Genomic DNA, 18,651 nt, shown 5'->3' with positions numbered 1-18,651 from the left:
CCCGAAGTCTAAGAGTGAACTATGCTTAAATTTATCGTCAAACTACATCCTGAAATAGCCATTAAAAGCCGTTCAGTCCGTAAACGCTTTACTAAAGTGTTAGAAAATAACATTAAAATTGTATTGCGCCGTGTTGACGAAAAAGTACAAGTAAGAAATAACTGGGATAACATTTCAGTTGTTACAAAGCTTGAAGACGCGCAAGTTCGCCTTGATTTTATCGATAGCCTTAAACGCATCCCTGGCATTGTTCAATTTATTGAAGTAACCGAAACACAATTCGAAACTCTTGATGATATTTATCAAAAAACCATCGCTTTAGTTGGTCATACTATTGTAGGTAAAACCTTTTGTGTTCGTGCTAAGCGCATAGGGCAACACGATTTTACCTCAACTGATTTAGAGCGTTATGTTGGTGGTGGATTAAATCAACATATTGAAGGCGCAAGCGTAAAGCTTAGCCGCCCAGAAGTAACAATACGCCTAGAAGTAAAAGACGATAAAGCTTACATTGTTTCTCATACACATTTTGGTATGGCTGGTTTTCCTCTGCCAACTCAAGAAGATGTGCTTTCGCTTATGTCTGGTGGTTTTGACTCTGGCGTAGCAAGTTACCAAATGATTCGTAAAGGCGCACGAACACACTTTTTATTCTTTAATCTAGGTGGCGCAGCGCACGAAATTGGCGTTAAGCAAGCAAGCTACTACTTATGGAAAAAATACAGCTCTACACATAAAGTTAAATTTGTAACGGTTGATTTTGAACCTGTTGTTGCTGAAATTTTAGAAAACGTTGAAAACAGCCAAATGGGTGTTGTACTTAAACGTATGATGATGCGCGCAGGGAGTGTGGTTGCGCAAAAGTTAAACATTCAAGCACTTGTCACTGGCGAAAGTATTGGCCAAGTATCTAGTCAAACATTAGCGAATTTAAGCGTGATTGACCGTGTTACTGAAACGCTTATTTTACGCCCGCTTATTCAACACGATAAGCAAGAAATTATTAATATTGCTCGTCAAATTGGTACGGCCGAAATGGCAGAAACAATGCCTGAATACTGTGGTGTTATTTCTAAAAAGCCAACGGTTAAAGCCAAAATAGACGTTATTCTTGGTGAAGAAGAAAAGTTCGACTTTGATGTACTTGATACCGTTGTAAACAACGCACGTATAATGGACGTGCGTGATATTGACGTAGAAGCCAAACAAGAACTTAAAGAAGCTGAATCGGTTGCTGATTTGCCTGTAGGCTCTGTGGTAGTTGATATTCGCTCACCAGAGGAAGAAGAAGCTGCACCGCTTGCAATCGATGGTGTTGAAGTGGTGCATTTGCCGTTCTTCCGTTTAGCTACTAAGTTTGGTGATTTACCAAAAGACACCGACTACTATTTATATTGTGATAGAGGCGTAATGAGCCAACTACAGGCACTTATGCTGCACGAACAAGGCTTTGAAACTGTAAAAGTTTACCGCCCATAAGGTTTGTCGTCTTAAAGTTAAGAATTTATATAAGCGTGGTTTATACCACGCTTTTTTTTGCCTGAATTTTGACAAACAACTCATCGTTGTAAGGTGTAGGAATACCGTGAAGTTTGCCTTGTTGGCTAATATAGCCACATATAGCTGATATTTCAGTTTCTCTGCAATGCGCGACGTCTTGCTGCATTGAGGAGTAATTGTCAGACGTTAATTCCATTATTTTATAAGCGGTATTAAGTGCTTTAATCAATGGGATATTAAGCCCTTGTACGTTTGCTATATTGCATGCTTCAGTGAGTGCATTAAAAATTATAGCGTTGTACTTAGGTGCGCGTAACTCACCATTTTTTACATTACTTAAAGCGCTTAATGGGTTAATGGCAATATTTACGAGTAGTTTTTCAAAACGAAGCTGCTGAATGTTATTAGTAAACTTGAGGCTGGGTATTACTTTAAAAATATCAGCTATTGGCGCGCTATTTTGAAAAGCTAATTCATTACAAGCACCAATAACACTTTGTCCCTCACCAGTGTGCTGCACAATGTATTGGTTTGATTTAAAGCCCGCTATGCTTGTCGTTAAAAAGTAGAGTGCTTGGTGAGTGCTTAGCTGGCTATTTACCTCATCAACATTACCCATTCCGTTATGCGAAAGTACAACAGAGCAATGATTTGGTAAAAATGGCTTTATTTGCGTAAATGCATCAAGTACTTGAAAGGCTTTAACGGTAAATAAAACAACATCAAATTCAGCCGCTTTATTTAGCTGATTTAATGAAATAAATTGTGCGTCAATTTTTTTAGATGCACCCTTACCTCGACTATAAAAGCGGGTATTTGTTGGGCTTTTGCGAGTTAAAACACTGACATTATGCGACGCACTTAGAAAATGACTAAGTAACAAGCCAATAGCACCATCGCCGACAATTAAAATATTAGCCATATGGGTTCTTTTTTCGAGGTGTAAAAATTACTCTAAGTAAAAAGTAGCTTGCGGCACCTGCAAAATCAGCAAAAAAATCACCGAGTGATGCTTGCCTATATGGAAGTGCGTCTTGCATTATTTCTATAGAGGCGCCATAACCTGCCAATAAAAGTATTTGCGCATATAAAGGAAGCTTAAACGCTTTATCCATTATTATGGCTAGTATAAAAAAAATCCCAAAATGGGCGACTTTATCAACATGAGGAAATAAATTTACAACGCCACCTTTTATTTCTTTGGCAAATAAAAAGGTAAAAGCTACTATGCTGATTAAAAAAATTGCTTGATAAACACGCCTTGTCACGACAAATCCTAAAATCGCTTAAAAAAGAGGCGCAAGTATATCAAACTAATTTAATATCGCACCTGAACAAGATGCAGAAAAATGTAAAGATTTATAATTTTAGCGTTATAATTGCCACATAAAATTAAGATTAAATAGTTAGGAGCAAACCAATGCCTTCATTTGATATTGTATCTGAAGTAGAAATGAACGAAGCTAAAAACGCAGTTGATAATGCAAATCGTGAGCTAGAGACTCGCTTTGACTTTAGAGGCGTTGATGCATCTATTGAGCTAAATGACAAAACAATTAAGCTTAAAGCTGAAGCAGACTCTCAGGTTATGCAATTATTTGATATTTTAGCTAACAAAATATCTAAGCGTGGTATGGATGTATCAAGCTTAGAGCTTCAAGATATTACCCGTGCAGGTAAAAATGTATTTCGTAACGTTGGCTTAAAGCAAGGTATCGAAAAGGACATGGCTAAAAAAGTAGTTAAAGCCATTAAAGACTCTAAAGTTAAAGTTCAAGCTGCTATCCAAGGCGAAGAAGTACGTGTAACGGGTAAAAAACGTGACGATCTTCAAGAGGCTATGCAAGTAGTGCGCAGTGCTGAGCTAGGTCAGCCTTTTCAGTTTAAAAATTTCCGCGATTAATTAATAAATAGTTTTAAATTAAGCATGCTTTAATCTGTTTATACTTACAGACAGATTGAAGCTACTTACTCTTTTTAAATATCTCACTATTATCCCTCTTTATTGCCTAGATACTCCCGTATGTATTAATCTCCTTTTTGATATTTAAGCTATTATATTTAATCACATGCAATTAAGTACTTCACACTAGGGCGTGTTGATCTTTGGTGGGTGAATTTGCAGCAGTATGTTTGGTTTTTAGGCAAGGCGGAGCCTATGTAGTGTGGTTATTCCCCATGAATAGGCGATAACGCAGCATAAATACCAAACATGCGCTGCCCTTTGGGTTCTTTCTAGGGACGATTAACTCTTTGTTGCTCGGTTTTTACTTAGCCCACTAGGTTACAAACCTCGCGCCGCGATTTAATCGCCCCTAGATTGAACAAATTTCAATCCACAAAGATCAACACGCCCTAGAAGGTATTAAAATGAAACGTCATCAATTATTTTTGTTATTTGTTTTGCTTACATTTACCAAACCAAGCTTATCAAAAACAGTTGATATTGATGTACTGGTTGAAGATGGCTACTTTCCCATTATTATTAATGCGCAAAAAAAACAGGGTTTTGCTCCTGAGTTTATTAAGATTTTAAACGGCGCACAGCAGGAGTTTAACTTCGTACTTGAGTCTCTACCTGTAAAAAGGCTTGCTTTGTCAGTTGAAAAAAATAATTTTGATGTTTTATTTTTAATGGCACTGCAATGGATCCCACAATCAGCGCAAGAGAATATTAAAAAAACCGAATTTTATACCATTACCAAAAATGAGCTTTATACGCTTAAAGAAAATACAAATGAGCAAGCTTACTTTGACGACATTACGTCATTAACAAAGGTTGGGGTATTGGGGTACTCGTATCAATTTGCTGGATTTAATACCGATGCCGAATTTTTAAGTGAGGAACATCAGGTAAGTTTAACCATCGATGAATTCAATGTGGTTAAAATGCTGCTATTAAAGCGCGCGGAAGTAGGTGTTTTAAATAATATTGCTTACCAATATATTAAAAATCAAAATACTTTTAATATGGATTTACTCTATAAAAGTAACGTACCAGATGCCGTTTATAAAACGCACTTTTTAGTTAACTCTAAATCAAATAAGATCACTAGTAATAAAATGGATGAAATACTAAGCTTACCTACTGCACAAATACAACTTCAGAAGCTACTTGATAAATATGGAGTTTCTTCAAACTATACTAGCCCCTAACTGCATTTTAAAGGTTTTTAGCTGTATAGACGTCCATTGACATTTGTAAACAAAATACTCACAATAGCGACATATTTTCAAGGTGCTTGCTAGCCACTTCATGTAATGATTTTTTTAGCAGGATAATCGGGAAGTTGGTGCGTTTTCATGATGACTACAAGCCCAACACTGCCCCCGCAACGGTAAAGTATTGCATATTTTGATGTGCTTACTGAGTCCGGAGACCGGCCTTGATGCAATCTTACTTACTTAAATCTTTGCGGTGGGCAAAGGTAGGGGACATCATGTTAAACAAAACAACTTTAGGCGTTGCTATTTCTGCTGCGCTTTCATTTTCTGTGTCTGGCGCAGAGCAATCAATTGAAAAAATAACCGTTACAGCTAATAAATTTGAGCAATCAATCAATGACGTTTTAGCAAGTGTAAATGTTATTGAGCGTGCAGAAATAGAAGCAAGCAACGTACGCGATTTACCAACCTTATTAAGCACGCGAGTTGGTTTTCAGGTTAATCCAAACGGTGGTTTTGGCCAAAATACAGGTGTGTCACTTCGTGGTACTGGCTCTGGCGATACGCTAATTTTGATTGACGGTGTACGTACAGGCTCAGCAACACTTGGTCAAAAAGCATTAAATAATGTCCCTTTAAATAGTATTGAACGCATTGAAATTATTAAGGGTTCTCGCGCGGCTGTTTACGGCTCTGATGCACTTGCTGGCGTAATTAACATTATAACGCGTGAATCAGATAACTTATCTGTGAGTGCTACGTTTGGTTCTGATTCTTACCAAAATTATCAAGTGGCAGGCTCTGTAAAATCAGGCGATATAACAACAGCATTTAATGCAGGCTTTGAAAAAACAGATAACTTTGATGTACTGCAAGGCGTAGCACCAGATGAAGATGGCTATGAAAATAAAAATCTTGGTTTTAAAGTAAATTATACTGATGCACACTACGGCGACTTTAAGTTATTAGGTCAATACAGTGAAGGTTTCGCAGATTACGACAGCCGCTTTAGCCCAGCCGACAGTACGATTGAACGAGATGATTTTAAAAACTATCAGCTTTCTGCAGGTTGGAGTAAAAACTACACTAACCAAACGCACAGTATTGATTTAGCGCTAGCAACGGATGATTCAGACAATACATATGTTGATTTTTCAGTTGGACCAACAACAAGTACTTTTATAACTAAACGCACACAAATTGATTATAACGGCCAATACCTATTATCTGATGAGCTTAACATTAGTGGTGGTATCAATTGGTACAACGATGATGTATCTCATAGTTCGCAACTATTTGTTGAAGACAGCCGAGGTGTACTTGCTGTGTTTGTAGGTGCTTACTACGATGCAGATAAAGTATTAGCTAATTTAACTGTTCGCCAAGATGACGACGAGCAATTTGGCGACGAAACAACGTATACAGCCGCTGCGGGTTATCATTTATCTGAAAATGCAACATTTCGTATAAGCCAAAGTACTGGCTTTAAAGCCCCTACATTTAACGATTTATATTTCCCACTTTATGGTAACCCTGATTTACAGCCTGAAAAATCAGTAAACCGTGAGTTAGGTTTGAGTGTGGACTTTGATATTGCGCAAGTTGATGTTGCAATTTTTAGAAACGATATAGAAGATAAAATTGATTACGATGCAAACTTTGCATTAGCTAATATTGATGAAGCACGTTATGAAGGGGTTGAATTTAGCTTATCTCAGCAGTTTTTTGGTTTTGATAGCAACCTTAACTTTGCTTATTTAAGTGCAGAAGACGAAGAAACGGGCGCAGAGTTACGCAATGTTGCTAAACGTACATTTAATTGGGAACTTGCAAAACAGTTTGGTGCGTTTGATGCGAGCTTAGACATGCAATACCGTAGCGACCGACAAGGTGCTGTGACGCGTTTAGGGTCATACACGCTTTGGAACTTAGCGGGTAATTATCAAGTAAATGAGCATATTGAAGTTTCGCTTCGTGTAGAAAACTTATTTGATAAAGAGTATAACGCTGTTGATTCAAATACAGATTTTACAACGGGTCAAGTGTATTACTACAACACTCCAGAGCGTCGCTTTTTTGCAGGCGCAAGCTACCAGTTTTAACGGTATTTATTAATATTAAAAAGCCCGACTTATGTCGGGCTTTTTAATGTGTAGCTAAGTTTAACTAATCAATTTAACTGCTCAAATTAGCTAGTCAACTAAGAACTCTTTAAATACGGTTTCAAATTTATGTAATTTAGGTGCTATTAAAATACTACAGTAACCCTGCTGTGGGTTTTCGTTATAGTAATCTTGATGATAATGCTCTGCTGGATAATACGTGGTGGCAGGGCTGACTTCTGTCACAATGGGCTCACTCACATGGCTTTGCAGTTGAGCTATCATTTCATTGGTTTGCTTTAGTTGAGCTTCATCGTGATAGTAAACAACGCTTCTGTACTGTGTGCCTATATCGTTACCTTGGCGATTCAATTGTGTTGCATCATGCAAAGTGAAAAACATTGCTAAAAGTGTTTCAAAGCTAACTACAGTAGTATCAAATTCAATTTTAACAACCTCAGCGTGCCCAGTTGTGCCAGAGCATACAGAATTATAGGTTGGGATGTCGGTTTCGCCACCGGTATAGCCAGAACTCACATCTAATACGCCATTTACACGTCTAAATGCTGCATCTATACACCAAAAACAGCCGCCACCAAATGTTGCTACTTGCGTTGTTGAGCTCATAAGTATTCCTAAAATGTATATGGAGTTTAAAGGCGAGCATAAATTGTATGCGCCGCAACAACAAGGTTACGGCGCAATAAAGAGATTAGATCTCTTCGAAAGGCTTTTCAGCAGCTTGTTTATTCAGCTTTTGTTGTAAAAACTCAGGTGATTGTGTATTTTTCGATAGAGCATAATACGCAGCAGGTACAACAAAAAGAGTCAGCAGGGTAGATACAATAACCCCTGTAAACACAACTACACCAATTACCATACGGCTTTCAGCGCCGGGGCCTGAAGCAAAAACCAAGGGAACAGAGCTCATAACGGTTGTAAGTGAGGTCATTATTATTGGGCGAAGGCGCTGGGTAGCCGCTTGTAGTATTGCTTCACTAAACTCAACGCCTTTGTCGCGTAATTGGTTAGTAAATTCTACAATCAAAATACCATTTTTAGCACTTAAGCCTATGAGCATGACAATACCTATTTGGCTGTAAATATTTAAGGTAAGCCCTGTAGCCCAAAGCCCAAACATAGCGCCCATTAAACCAAGCGGTACGGTAAGCATAATTACAAATGGGTGCATAAAGCTTTCAAACTGTGCAGCAAGTACCAAGAAGGTAACGGTGAGTGCAAGTATAAATACGTAGGTCATCGCGGATGCGCCTTCGTAATAAAGCTGCGATTCACCTTTGTAATCTACTGCGCCATCTATATCGTTTTCTTGCGCGGCTACTTCGTTTAAAAAGTTAAGCGCTTGCTCAAGTGTATAGCCATCAGCTAAGTTGGCGCTTAATGTAATTGCGCGCATACGGTTGTAACGGTTTAAGCGCGATGCTGTTGCTTCTTCTTTTAAGCTGATAAGGCTATCAAGTGGAACTAGTTCACCGCTTCGTGATTTAAGGTATATATTTGAAATATCAGTAGGATTGGTAAAATCTTCTTTTGTTCCTTTTAAAATCACATCGTATTCTTCACCGCGGTCAATAAAGGTCGTAACACGGCGCTGGCCAAGCATTGTTTCTAGTGTACGGCCTACATCAGATACCGAAACGCCTAAATCGGCAGCTTTGTTTTTATCTATGCTAACTAAAAACTGTGGGAAGGTTTCTTTGTAATCATGATCGATTCTTACTAAACCAGGGTTTTGCTCAGCACGCTTTATTATACGGTCACGCCAATCGGCAAGTTGTGCGTAATCATTACCTTGCAGTACAAACTCAATTGGGCGAGATGAGCCACCACCACCAATACCACGGCGCATAATGGCAAATGCACGAACATCGGTAACTTCTTGCATTTTACCGCTTATTTCGTCCATTACTTCCCAGGTTGAGCGTTTGCGTTTATCCCAATCGGCCATACCAACAATCGCAACACCGCCGCTGCCACCCCAGCCAGGCACTCGAACAAGTACACGACTTAGCTCACCCGCTTGCGAGTAAGGCATTAAGCGCTCTTCAATTTTAGCCATATTAGCGGCGTTATTTTCGTAACTTGCGCCTTCTGGGCCGCTCATCATAATAAAGAACGTGCCACGGTCTTCTTTTGGCGTTAGCTCAGAAGGAACTTGTAAAAACAACGAGTAACTAACAAAGCCAGCTAATAATAAGCTCACCATTAAACCCCATTTACGGGTTATGTTGGTGGAGAGTGAATTACGGTAACTTACTTCAATTTTAGTAAACTGGCGATCCATCCATTGGCTAAATTTATTTGGTTTGTCTGATACTTTAAGTACTTTAGAGCATAAGGCTGGTGCGAGAGTAAGTGCTGTAACACTTGAGAAAAATACGGCAGCACTTACCGCCATAGCAAACTCAGTAAATAATGCACCTATACGGCCATCCATAAATACTAATGGCACAAACACAGATATAAGTACAAGCGTGGTTGCTACTATAGCAAAACCTACTTCACGCGCGCCTCTAAATGCAGCTAGTAACGGCGGCTCACCCAGTTCAATACGACGGTGAATGTTTTCAAGCATTACAATGGCATCATCTACTACTAAACCAATGGCCAGTACTAAGGCAAGTAAAGTGAGTAAGTTAATTGAGTAGCCCATTGCCAATAAAAACATAAAGCTACCAACAAGTGCGACCGGTACGGTGACCGCAGGGATAAGCGTTGCTCGTATATTGCCTAAAAACAAAAATATAACGAGTACGACTAAACCCATAGAGATGGCAAGTGTGCTGTAAACTTCATTAATAGACTCTTTAATAAATACAGACGAATCGTAGCTGTCTTGAATTGTAGTGCCTTCAGGTAGATTACGTTTGATTTTTTCAAGTTCACTGCGCGCGTTATCTACTACGGTAAGTGTGTTTGCTTTAGCTTGTTTTACAATACCTAAGCCAATCATATTACGCCCGTTACCGCGAAATAAGCTTTCGTCATCGGCAGCTTCTAAACGTACATCGGCAACTTCACCTAAACGTACTAAGTAACCTTCATCACCACGCTTAATTACCAGGTTTTTAAAATCGCGCTGATCTTTATAACTACGGGCAGTACGCACGGTAAAGTCACGATCTATAGATTCTATTTCGCCGGCGGGTAGTTCAACGTTTTCTGTACGCAGTGTATTTTCAATATCGCTTGAGGTAATACCCCGTGCGGCCATTGCTTGGCGGTTAAGCCAAATTTTCATGGCGTATTGGCGCTCACCACCAATACGTACGTTAGATACACCATCTACTACGGCTAAGCGGTCAACAATAAAACGCTGCGCGTAATCAGAGAGCTGTAACGAGTCCATTGTTTCGCTGTTTAATACAAACCAGGCGATTGGGCTTTCATCACTATTTGATTTAGATACTTCTGGCGGGCGTACCTGATCGGGCAAACTATCAAGTGCACGTGCTACACGTTCGCGTACATCGTTAGATGCTGCATCTATGTCGCGGTTAATATCAAACTCAATGGTAATGTTTGAACGTCCATTACGACTCGATGAGTTAATACTTTTAATACCTTCAATACCTGAAATTCGATTTTCTATTATTTGCGTTATTTTGGTTTCTATAATTTCGGCAGAAGCACCTGTGTATTCAGTGCTGATATTTACAATCGGCGTTTCAATATCCGGGTATTCACGAAGTGGCAGCATAGTAAACGCAACCAGTCCAAAAGTAAGAAGCAGTAAATTAATTACAATGGCAAAAACGGGGCGCTTGACGCTAGTATCTGTAATTTTCACGTATTACCCCTTTACGCTTACTTTACTTCCAGAGCGAATTTTTATTAGCCCCTCAGTAACAATTTGCTCGCCATCAGTTAGGCCTTCGTCGATAGCAACCCAGCCATTATTTCTGCTAGCAACATGCACTTCAATTTTATTAGCTATCCCATCTTGAATTTGAAAAACAAAGTGTTTGTCTTGCAAAGGTATAACCGCTTTTTCTGGCACCATTAAAGCTTGGTTGCTGCTTAGCTCAAGTGCTGTATTTAGTAACATACCAGGGCGAAGTAATCCTGATTTATTGGCAAAACTTGCTGTTACTTCAACACTGCGAGTAACCGAATCAATACGCGAGCTAATATGCGTTACCTTGCCGTTAAATGTTTGTCCTGGGTAGGCATCGTTTTGCGTAAGCACTTTCATGCCCATATTTAATTGTGCTAAATATTTTTCAGGTACTTTAAAGTCAACTTTAATAATACTAATATCATCAAGTGTTGTGATTATTGTTGTATTACTTACGTAAGCACCTATTGATATTTCACGCTTACCTAACAGGCCTGAAAAGGGCGCACTAATAGTCATTTCGTTTAATTTAGTTTTAGCGCTTTCTAGTTGGGCCTCTGTTGCATCAACACGAGATAACTGCTCTTCAAGTAACGACTTTGCCGTTGATTGCGAGCGTGAAAGTTCGGTTAGGCGATCTAACTGACGTTGTTCTTCTCGTAAGTTAATGCCAAGCTCTTTAACGGCAAGCTGTTCTTGTTGGCTCTGTAACTGTACTAACTTTTGTCCTTTACTGACTAAGTCGCCGTCTTTAAAATATATATCTGTGACATAATCGTTTTGCGCACTTTTTATATAGATTGCTTGGTTTGCACGCGCGCTACCGATCGCTTCTATCATCACTGCGTTTTCCTGAGAAGTAACAGTATGAGCTGTTACTTGAGTAGACATTTGTGATAAATCGGCCTGTTCGCCGTGGCTAGCGGGTAGATATAAATAAACGCTAAATATTAAAAGTAACGTAATAATAAATGGAAAAAGTGCTTTACCTGATTGTCTTGAGTACATTGATTTCATACCTGAAAATGAATTGTAAGTATTGTACGAAATAAGACCGGGAAAAGACGGTTATGTGTCTCATAAATTTGTGCGTTAAGCGTAAAAGTAAATAAGATTTATTCATTGTTCCTATTTTGTTGAGGAAAAAGCGGTAATGTATGAAATTTAAAACCACCTGTAACTTATGTATAACAACAAGAAAGGTCATAATTTGGGCTGTTATTATGCTTGTTTTTTATATGGTGTTTTACCAATATGGATAAATCTAACAATGCCATTAAGTTTCGGGCACAAGGTGCGCGAAACGCAATTGAAGTGCTTGTTGCAGGTGCAATTGGTTTAGTTTTTATTATGTTGTTTAATTTACTGAGGCCGGGTGAGATTAGCATACTTGAAATATTTTTAGTGAGCTTGTGTATTGCCGCTATTTTTATTGGATATTTAAAAACTCAAGAGCCATATCATAGCCTTATATTAAATGAGTCTGAGCTCGTTTATTGCCATAAATACGGAGCTTGGTATATGCCTCATAGTAACTTTCATCACAGTGGTATACCCAAAGTAGAAAATGGCTTTGATTACTTAGAATTAAATGCGGTTGGTATAAAGGTAAACGACATAGATGACTTTTTAACAAGCATAGCGCCTCGAATTGCAGGGAAATTATTAATAGAGCAGCGTAATTTATTTATGCAAGTTGTTCAAAAACATTGCAAAAATGGCAATTGCCCATCAGAATGGCTAATAGAAGATACACATTACACATCTCATAAAGGGATAAGCTATACTGGTCTTATAGCTATGTTTGCTAACAGGACTAAGCACCTTCAACTGTTAACCGGTTACGATTTATTATTACCAGCCAGTGTGTTAGATAGAGATATTTGGGCATTTAGTGCTAACTTAAATAAGTGGAAGCGCGAGCCTAGTCAGTTTATAGCGTCGCAAATTAATAATTAAGCTGCGACTGTAGGAAAGAAAAATGAGTCAAGAGAGAGCCTTTTTAAAAAGTGGTCGAAACACCATAATACATAAAGATAAAAAGCATGATTTAGTGATTGTAAACTCTGAAATTCATCCTAAAATTAAAGTGACTCAACATGGCTTAGAGCCATTTAAAGAAGAGTTACCTAAAAACCGCCGTGATGCAAAAGATCGCTATTTAGAAATAGTCTATGTTGGAAGCCCTGATGTATTTGGCGAAGAAAAACAATTACTATTTATTCAAGCTTTAGATGGGCGTGAATACAAAGTAGATTACAGTAAAATCGGTACGAAGTTGTTTGTACGCATTCATCAAGATACATATATGTAGTACTTTAATGGCATCTTTATTGCTAGTAATTACACTATAGTAATTATTTGACATAATAAGGTGCTGCGTATGAAAGCGTTTGCTTTAATCCCCCTCATTTCTTGCGGTTTGCTGAGTGCGTGTGGAGGCGGTGATAGCGATAATACAGTTGTAGAAACATCTGTTAATGCTGGAACCGATTTACAAATTATCGAAAAAACTGAATTTACCATCACAGCACAAGGTTCTCCCGCTGATGGTACGTTTTCATGGCAACAAGTTAGCGGCCCAAGCTTAGAAGGTTTTCCGCTTGAAGGCGCTGAGCAAACATTGACAGCCCCTGACGTAAAAACTGATAGTGAAATAATCTTAAGAGTAAGCTATCAAAGCACCGGTAGTAGCGCTGTTAGTGACGACATTTCTATTTCAGTGAGCTCTAATAATCAACTTCCTCTTGCTGTTGTTACCCAAACATCTCCTGAAACACTTCCTTCTGTATACAAAGATACAGTGACTTTGAGCGCCCTTGAGTCGAGCGATCCTGATGATAATGGCCAAATTGATAGTTATTTGTGGCAACTGCTATCAGGTCCTGATTTAGATATTGCTAGCTTTAATGAGTCAACTCTTAGCTTTTCTCATCCTTTACTAGAAAGTAACGTAAATTTGTCTTGGCAGCTAACAGTCACTGATGATGAAGGCGGTGAGGCGAGTACTCAATATTCAATGACGCTTAATAAAACAAATGAACTAGTGGATGCAAATGCAGGCGCTGATCAAAATGTCGAAGAGTTTGAAGAAGTAACGCTTGATGCAACGAATAGCGAAACTGTCACCGATACCTATCAGTGTAAGTGGCAACAACTTACCGGTAATAGCGAAACATTAAGTAATAGCGACCAATGTACAACGACATTTTTTGCCTCTGATGTAGATACTGAATCCACGTTGAGCTTTGAAGTAACGGTAACCGACTCAAAAGGACGCACCGATACAGATTCTTTATTTGTTGATGTATCACCAAAAGCGCTTGGGCTTATAAACGATAGTGGTGTTGGTGAGTGCTATAACAACACCCAACGCATTAACTGTGAAAGCGATGACTTTCCAGCGCAAGATGCTGAACTTGGACGCGATAGCTATGCAAACCGTTTAGATAAGGTTGGTAAAGGTAATTTAGCGTTTGATTACACTAAACTTAATCAGTTTGCTGATGAAGTTGGTGATAATAGTAGTGACTTTACCTGTATACGCGATAATGTTACTGGACTTGTATGGGAAGTAAAAAGTGAATCCTCAGGAGTATTGCCAAATACAAGCTTGCGTGAGGGGCAAAATCATTACTTTTGGGATTTAGGCGACACTACTTTTACCGATACTAGTACAGCCAATTCAACTTGTCCGGATGATACGAGTTGTGGAGTACAAAGTTATATAAACGAAGTGAATAACTTAGATTTTTGTGGTGGTACAAATTGGCGGTTACCTACTTATACAGAGCTTTTAGGTTTAATTGATTATGGTAAACAAGGGCAAAGCATATTAATTGATGAGGTGTTTTTCCCCAATATGCCAAGTGAAAGTGCATTAAGTCACTTACGTTATTGGACTTCACAAACTGCAGCCGATGGTACAAGTTTATCGCAAGCGTACATTATTGATATGAGTGATGGTAACGATCTTGCATATCCAAAAGAAAATACTGCGTATGTTCGTTTAGTTAGAAGCCGTTAGGAGAAAATAATGAGATTAAAATTACTCTATGCACTAGCAACTATAAGCTTGAGCTTTAATATTGCAGCGGCGCAAACGTGCTACGACGGTGCAGATACCACAACGCCGACAGATAGATTTACCATAAATACAGATGGCACAGTGTCTGATACCGAAACAGGCCTTATGTGGCAACGTTGTAGTTATGGGCAAATTTATAATACAGAGACGCAGCTTTGCGAAGGCTCTACACCTTCTCTTACTTGGCAAGAAGCACTACGCGGTGCTAAAAATGATACAACCGCAGATTACGATGATTGGCAAATGCCTAACATTAAAGAGTTGGCGAGTATTTTAGAGCACAGTTGCACCGAGCCGAGCATTAATGAAGAGGTGTTTTTTGGTACTAAGCTTCAAAACTATTGGTCAAATACATCGGGTGTGAGCACGATGAGCTCTGCATGGGTTTATCAATTTGATAGTGGGCTGAATAGCTTGCACGCCAAAACTAGTAATGTGTATTTACGGTTAGTTCGCTACGAAGAATAAAGTACTTACTAAGATTAGACAGATGAAAGTGCAGCCTTAAAACCGCTGCATTTTTTTGTTTTACATAAATTTACGTTATTTCAATAATAAAGCGCTTACAACGTTGTCACTTAGTGCGTTTTTTTGCCATTATAGGCCGTGATTTAATTACGAAGGAACATCACGGTGTATTTAAGCTATTTTGGCCTGAATGAAAAACCTTTTTCAATTTCGCCCAACCCTCATTACTTATTTTTAAGTGAACGACATAAAGAAGCCTTAGCACACCTTACCTATGGATTAGGTGAAGACGGTGGTTTTGTATTATTAACAGGCGAAGTGGGTACTGGTAAAACTACAATTACCCGCAGTATGTTAGAGCAGTTACCTGAAAACACGCAAGTAGCGATGATCCATAACCCAGCACTTTCAGAGCTAGAGTTATTGGCTAGTATTTGTGATGAGCTCAACATTAGTTACGATGCTAATAATGCGACGCTTAAAAGTCTTACCGATATTATAAAAAAGCACTTAGAGACCAATAATAAATCGGGCGGGCACACCATACTTATAATTGATGAAGCGCAGTTACTTGCCCCTAATGTGCTTGAACAATTACGCTTGCTGACAAATATAGAAACCGATCATAAAAAATTATTACAAATAGTATTGGTTGGTCAACCTGAGCTACAAGAGCTTTTAAAGCGCAATGAATTAAGGCAACTCGCCCAGAGAATAACAGCTCGTTACCATTTATTACCACTTACACAAGGCCAAACAGTTGCTTACATAAAGCATCGGTTACATGTTGCAGGATGTGATAAAGGAATTTTTTCGATGGATGCCATGCAAGCTGTTCATCAATTAACCGGTGGTGTGCCACGATTAATGAACTTGGTATGTGAGCGAGCTTTGGTAGGCACTTTTGCAAAGCAGCAGTTGATAGTTGATAGCGATATAATAAAAAAATCAGCACATGAGTCATTACCCATGGATTTTGTAGCGCCAGTTAATGAGTCCAACAAAGCAACGTCATTTGTACCATATAGCCTTGCATTCGCTGCTTTATTTGCCGTAGGCATTGGGCTTTCATTTATTTTATAGTTAGGTAAGTTATGTCTTATTTATTAGATGCGCTAAAGCAGTCGCAGCAATCAGATATGAGTGCTGAGCAATACGACTTACAATCAGAGCAGTTAAAGCAACAGCAAGCACTAAAGCGTTATAGACGATTAGCGTTAGTATTTGGTACAAGCTTAGCTGCTTTTATTGCTGTAGCTGGTGGGTTTACTACTGGTAAGTGGTTTCAAGGTACTACTTTATTAAACACATCGGACCCCGCTGTAATTAAGGTGGTTGAAAGCGAAAAATCGTCACCTAAAGAACAAGTTAAAGAGGTAGATGCCGCAGTTGAAAAACAGCAAATAGCTAAGTTAGAACCCGCTAAAGTAGCTCCAACAAATACTGCAACGATTGAAGGGCAACTTGTACATGTGCAAACACCTAATGGTGTACAGCAAATGTTATTGACGCCTAATGGGCAATATATTCCTATGCCATCGAGTCAGGTCACGAGCGCAACGGGTTATAATCAGCAGAACGTGCAACAAGTAATGCCAGTTCAAAATTATAATCAGCCAGTATTTAATCCACAAAATAATTACAATCCAAATAATACACAGAACGCTTCGGTATTTGGGCAAAGTCAAAATACAGCATCAGCTCAACTAGATATGAGTAAATATAAAGTACTAGGTAAGCCAATTAATGGTAACAACCAATCTCAACAGATGAGCGATCCTGAGCTTGATGAGGTGCCTACAACACTTAAAAATGCGTTTGCGCAAGCTATACAAGACGTCGAAAAAAATCAGGATTATGAAGTTACCCATGCATCAAAAACGTCATCACGTGTTGAGCCTGTAGAATTACTACCAGATGGTTTGCAATCAATGTTGCCTAGTATTAAATATCAAGCGCATATTTATTCATCGAGTGCTGACAAGCGTTGGATCAAGCTAAATGGCCGAGAGTTACATGAAGGAGAGAGCATAGGCGCTTTAACTGTAAGAGAGATTACACCTGAGCAAAGTGTACTTGATTTTGATGGTTATGAGTTTAGCTTAAAGGCTTTGCAAGACTGGCCGCAGTAAACGTTTAGCTATTATGTTGAGAGCTCGGTAGAATGTTGAGCTCTCAATATTGCTTAGGGTAATATTGAGTTTTTATAAAAGCGTTCTAAATCAATATTATATTCTTTAGGTTTCACCGCTGATTCAAGGGTATCTAAGGTTTTTTTATTAGATAAATCGATATCTTTTATCTCTGTATAGCGACTATGTTTGGCGCTGTAAAATGTTTTAACGATAGGCTTTAGTGGTGTACTGGGATTACTCTCGGTCACTAAACCAACTTTTTGACTCGATAATCTAACGAGCGTTCCTACCGGATGAATACCAATACATTGAATAAACTTATTAAGCAGCACGGGATCGAAGCTATCTGGGCATCCGTCTTTTAGTATTTTAAAGGCTTTTATTGGCTCCATGCCTGTTTTGTAAACACGTTCTGCGGTAAGTGCATCGTACACATCTACAATTGATGCCATACGTACGTACTGACTTATTTCGTCGCCCTTTTTACCAAACGGGTAGCCTTTACCATCAAGCCTTTCATGATGCATACCTGCAATATCAACCGCGATCCCCGTTAAGCCAGACTCTTCTAATATTTCTTTACTGAAAAGCGAGTGCATTTTCATTATTTTAAATTCATCATCGGTAAAGCGACCCGGCTTATTGAGTATTTCATCAGGGATTTTTATCTTACCAATGTCGTGTAAAAGTGCGCCGGTAGTCAGTTCAACGATAATGTTTTTTTCTATACCTAAATGCTTCGCGAAAATCCCCATTAATATCGATACATTAATAGAGTGCTCAAGTAGGTAAGCATCTTTTTGGCGCATTTGGGTAAGGCAGGCTAAGGCATCTTGGTTTCTAAAAACAGAGTCCATAAAGCCACTTGCCAGCTCTTTGAACGGTGCAATATCTATATCGCGGCCTGCTTTAATATCTTTAAATGCTTTTATTTGCAGTGTTTTAGCTTCGTCATACAGTTTTTTTGCCTTTCCCATTTCTTGTTCGGCACTGTGTGTTTTTTGCCAAGGGTCACGCTTTATTTTTGTTGCAGGTACAGCAATAGGAGCTTTTTCAGGGACTGATTCAATGAGGGTTTTATCAGGGTCGATTTCTACTTCTAAAATACCTGCTTTTATTAGGTTATTAATACCAGCCTGAGTTTTAACCCAGCCTTGATTTTTAATTTTAATACTGCCAGTTTGTCTAGTAACGCTTTGCACAAACATACCAGGCAGTAACTGACCTACAGGAATTATTTTCAAATTTATTACTTCTATTGTTAATCTTTCATTAAGCTAACAAATATATACGTTACTACCTAATAAAAAAGGCACTTTTCAGTGCCTTTTTTAT

The 18,651-nt window shown here is 38.7% G+C and carries 16 protein-coding genes and 1 riboswitch; of the genes, 10 read left to right on the top strand and 6 right to left on the bottom strand.

Annotation, left to right across the window (positions count from 1 at the left end):
- Window positions 1-21: 21 nt before the first annotated feature.
- On the top strand, window positions 22-1,479 hold the full coding sequence (gene thiI / locus GQR39_RS00440; protein WP_101164302.1) for a tRNA uracil 4-sulfurtransferase ThiI: 1,458 nt from the start codon (window positions 22-24) through the stop codon (window positions 1,477-1,479).
- 40 nt (window positions 1,480-1,519) lie between these two features.
- Here the strand turns inward: thiI and GQR39_RS00435 are convergent, their stop codons facing one another.
- Both GQR39_RS00435 and GQR39_RS00430 read right to left on the bottom strand, forming a co-directional pair.
- Window positions 1,520-2,422, bottom strand: a complete 903-nt coding sequence (locus GQR39_RS00435; protein WP_101164301.1) for a 2-dehydropantoate 2-reductase — start codon at window positions 2,420-2,422, stop codon at window positions 1,520-1,522.
- Window positions 2,415-2,768 (bottom strand): VanZ family protein, encoded by a 354-nt coding sequence (locus GQR39_RS00430; protein ID WP_007581666.1) that lies wholly within the window; start codon window positions 2,766-2,768, stop codon window positions 2,415-2,417. Before GQR39_RS00430 ends, GQR39_RS00435 begins: the two co-directional genes overlap by 8 nt.
- Window positions 2,769-2,920: 152 nt before the next feature.
- On the opposite strand from GQR39_RS00430, the gene GQR39_RS00425 reads away from it, so the two are divergent.
- From GQR39_RS00425 to GQR39_RS00415, 3 genes are all read left to right on the top strand, one after another.
- Window positions 2,921-3,403 (top strand): YajQ family cyclic di-GMP-binding protein, encoded by a 483-nt coding sequence (locus tag GQR39_RS00425; RefSeq protein ID WP_007377833.1) that lies wholly within the window; start codon window positions 2,921-2,923, stop codon window positions 3,401-3,403.
- Between the two features lie 467 nt (window positions 3,404-3,870).
- Window positions 3,871-4,656, top strand: coding sequence for an ABC transporter substrate-binding protein (locus tag GQR39_RS00420; RefSeq protein WP_165734548.1), 786 nt, complete (start codon window positions 3,871-3,873; stop codon window positions 4,654-4,656).
- A gap of 63 nt (window positions 4,657-4,719) precedes the next feature.
- A riboswitch (cobalamin riboswitch) is annotated at window positions 4,720-4,904 on the top strand.
- 36 nt (window positions 4,905-4,940) lie between these two features.
- A complete protein-coding gene (locus tag GQR39_RS00415; RefSeq protein WP_165734547.1) occupies window positions 4,941-6,767 on the top strand; it encodes a TonB-dependent receptor in 1,827 nt (608 codons plus the stop codon).
- Between the two features lie 90 nt (window positions 6,768-6,857).
- On the opposite strand, the gene msrA is transcribed toward GQR39_RS00415, so the two are convergent.
- The 3 genes from msrA to GQR39_RS00400 form a co-directional block, all read right to left on the bottom strand.
- Window positions 6,858-7,394 carry a peptide-methionine (S)-S-oxide reductase MsrA gene (gene msrA / locus GQR39_RS00410; protein WP_165734546.1) on the bottom strand — a complete coding sequence of 179 codons (537 nt, stop codon included), beginning with the start codon at window positions 7,392-7,394 and terminating at the stop codon, window positions 6,858-6,860.
- An 85-nt stretch (window positions 7,395-7,479) separates the two neighbouring features.
- Window positions 7,480-10,578, bottom strand: a complete 3,099-nt coding sequence (locus tag GQR39_RS00405) for an efflux RND transporter permease subunit (protein ID WP_010553194.1) — start codon at window positions 10,576-10,578, stop codon at window positions 7,480-7,482.
- Between the two features lie 3 nt (window positions 10,579-10,581).
- Window positions 10,582-11,634 (bottom strand): efflux RND transporter periplasmic adaptor subunit, encoded by a 1,053-nt coding sequence (locus tag GQR39_RS00400; RefSeq protein WP_024590017.1) that lies wholly within the window; start codon window positions 11,632-11,634, stop codon window positions 10,582-10,584.
- 246 nt (window positions 11,635-11,880) lie between these two features.
- Here GQR39_RS00400 and GQR39_RS00395 point away from each other — a divergent pair, with 246 nt between their 5' ends.
- From GQR39_RS00395 to GQR39_RS00370, 6 genes are all read left to right on the top strand, one after another.
- The gene (locus GQR39_RS00395) at window positions 11,881-12,585 is read left to right on the top strand and encodes a DUF2982 domain-containing protein (protein ID WP_024609010.1); all 705 of its coding nucleotides are present in this window, start codon (window positions 11,881-11,883) and stop codon (window positions 12,583-12,585) included.
- Between the two features lie 22 nt (window positions 12,586-12,607).
- The gene (locus tag GQR39_RS00390) at window positions 12,608-12,940 is read left to right on the top strand and encodes a hypothetical protein (protein WP_007581673.1); all 333 of its coding nucleotides are present in this window, start codon (window positions 12,608-12,610) and stop codon (window positions 12,938-12,940) included.
- 69 nt (window positions 12,941-13,009) lie between these two features.
- Window positions 13,010-14,653 (top strand): DUF1566 domain-containing protein, encoded by a 1,644-nt coding sequence (locus GQR39_RS00385; protein WP_165734545.1) that lies wholly within the window; start codon window positions 13,010-13,012, stop codon window positions 14,651-14,653.
- A 9-nt stretch (window positions 14,654-14,662) separates the two neighbouring features.
- Window positions 14,663-15,181 carry a DUF1566 domain-containing protein gene (locus tag GQR39_RS00380; RefSeq protein WP_024590014.1) on the top strand — a complete coding sequence of 173 codons (519 nt, stop codon included), beginning with the start codon at window positions 14,663-14,665 and terminating at the stop codon, window positions 15,179-15,181.
- 165 nt (window positions 15,182-15,346) lie between these two features.
- Complete coding sequence (locus tag GQR39_RS00375; RefSeq protein WP_165734544.1) at window positions 15,347-16,264, top strand: AAA family ATPase; 918 nt, start codon at window positions 15,347-15,349, stop codon at window positions 16,262-16,264.
- A gap of 11 nt (window positions 16,265-16,275) precedes the next feature.
- Window positions 16,276-17,313: a general secretion pathway protein GspB gene (locus tag GQR39_RS00370; RefSeq protein ID WP_165734543.1), complete on the top strand. Its 1,038-nt coding sequence runs from the start codon at window positions 16,276-16,278 to the stop codon at window positions 17,311-17,313.
- A gap of 53 nt (window positions 17,314-17,366) precedes the next feature.
- Here the strand turns inward: GQR39_RS00370 and GQR39_RS00365 are convergent, their stop codons facing one another.
- On the bottom strand, window positions 17,367-18,560 hold the full coding sequence (locus GQR39_RS00365) for an HD-GYP domain-containing protein (protein ID WP_165721045.1): 1,194 nt from the start codon (window positions 18,558-18,560) through the stop codon (window positions 17,367-17,369).
- Window positions 18,561-18,651 lie beyond the last annotated feature (91 nt).

This window comes from Pseudoalteromonas sp. C8, from assembly GCF_011378685.1.
Classification (GTDB): Bacteria; Pseudomonadota; Gammaproteobacteria; order Enterobacterales; family Alteromonadaceae; genus Pseudoalteromonas; species Pseudoalteromonas arctica.
The sequence above is the reverse complement of the archived record's forward strand: the minus strand, read 5'-3'. Positions and strand labels throughout refer to the sequence as shown.

Bases quoted from the DNA above. Each gene is read 5' to 3' on its own strand.
- thiI (WP_101164302.1), top strand. From the start codon at position 22: ATGCTTAAATTTATCGTCAAACTACATCCTGAAATAGCCATTAAAAGC.
- GQR39_RS00435 (WP_101164301.1), bottom strand. From the start codon at position 2,422: ATGGCTAATATTTTAATTGTCGGCGATGGTGCTATTGGCTTGTTACTT.
- GQR39_RS00425 (WP_007377833.1), top strand. From the start codon at position 2,921: ATGCCTTCATTTGATATTGTATCTGAAGTAGAAATGAACGAAGCTAAA.
- GQR39_RS00420 (WP_165734548.1), top strand. From the start codon at position 3,871: ATGAAACGTCATCAATTATTTTTGTTATTTGTTTTGCTTACATTTACC.
- msrA (WP_165734546.1), bottom strand. From the start codon at position 7,394: ATGAGCTCAACAACGCAAGTAGCAACATTTGGTGGCGGCTGTTTTTGG.
- GQR39_RS00395 (WP_024609010.1), top strand. From the start codon at position 11,881: ATGGATAAATCTAACAATGCCATTAAGTTTCGGGCACAAGGTGCGCGA.
- GQR39_RS00390 (WP_007581673.1), top strand. From the start codon at position 12,608: ATGAGTCAAGAGAGAGCCTTTTTAAAAAGTGGTCGAAACACCATAATA.
- GQR39_RS00385 (WP_165734545.1), top strand. From the start codon at position 13,010: ATGAAAGCGTTTGCTTTAATCCCCCTCATTTCTTGCGGTTTGCTGAGT.
- GQR39_RS00380 (WP_024590014.1), top strand. From the start codon at position 14,663: ATGAGATTAAAATTACTCTATGCACTAGCAACTATAAGCTTGAGCTTT.
- GQR39_RS00415 (WP_165734547.1), top strand. From the start codon at position 4,941: ATGTTAAACAAAACAACTTTAGGCGTTGCTATTTCTGCTGCGCTTTCA.
- GQR39_RS00370 (WP_165734543.1), top strand. From the start codon at position 16,276: ATGTCTTATTTATTAGATGCGCTAAAGCAGTCGCAGCAATCAGATATG.
- GQR39_RS00400 (WP_024590017.1), bottom strand. From the start codon at position 11,634: ATGTACTCAAGACAATCAGGTAAAGCACTTTTTCCATTTATTATTACG.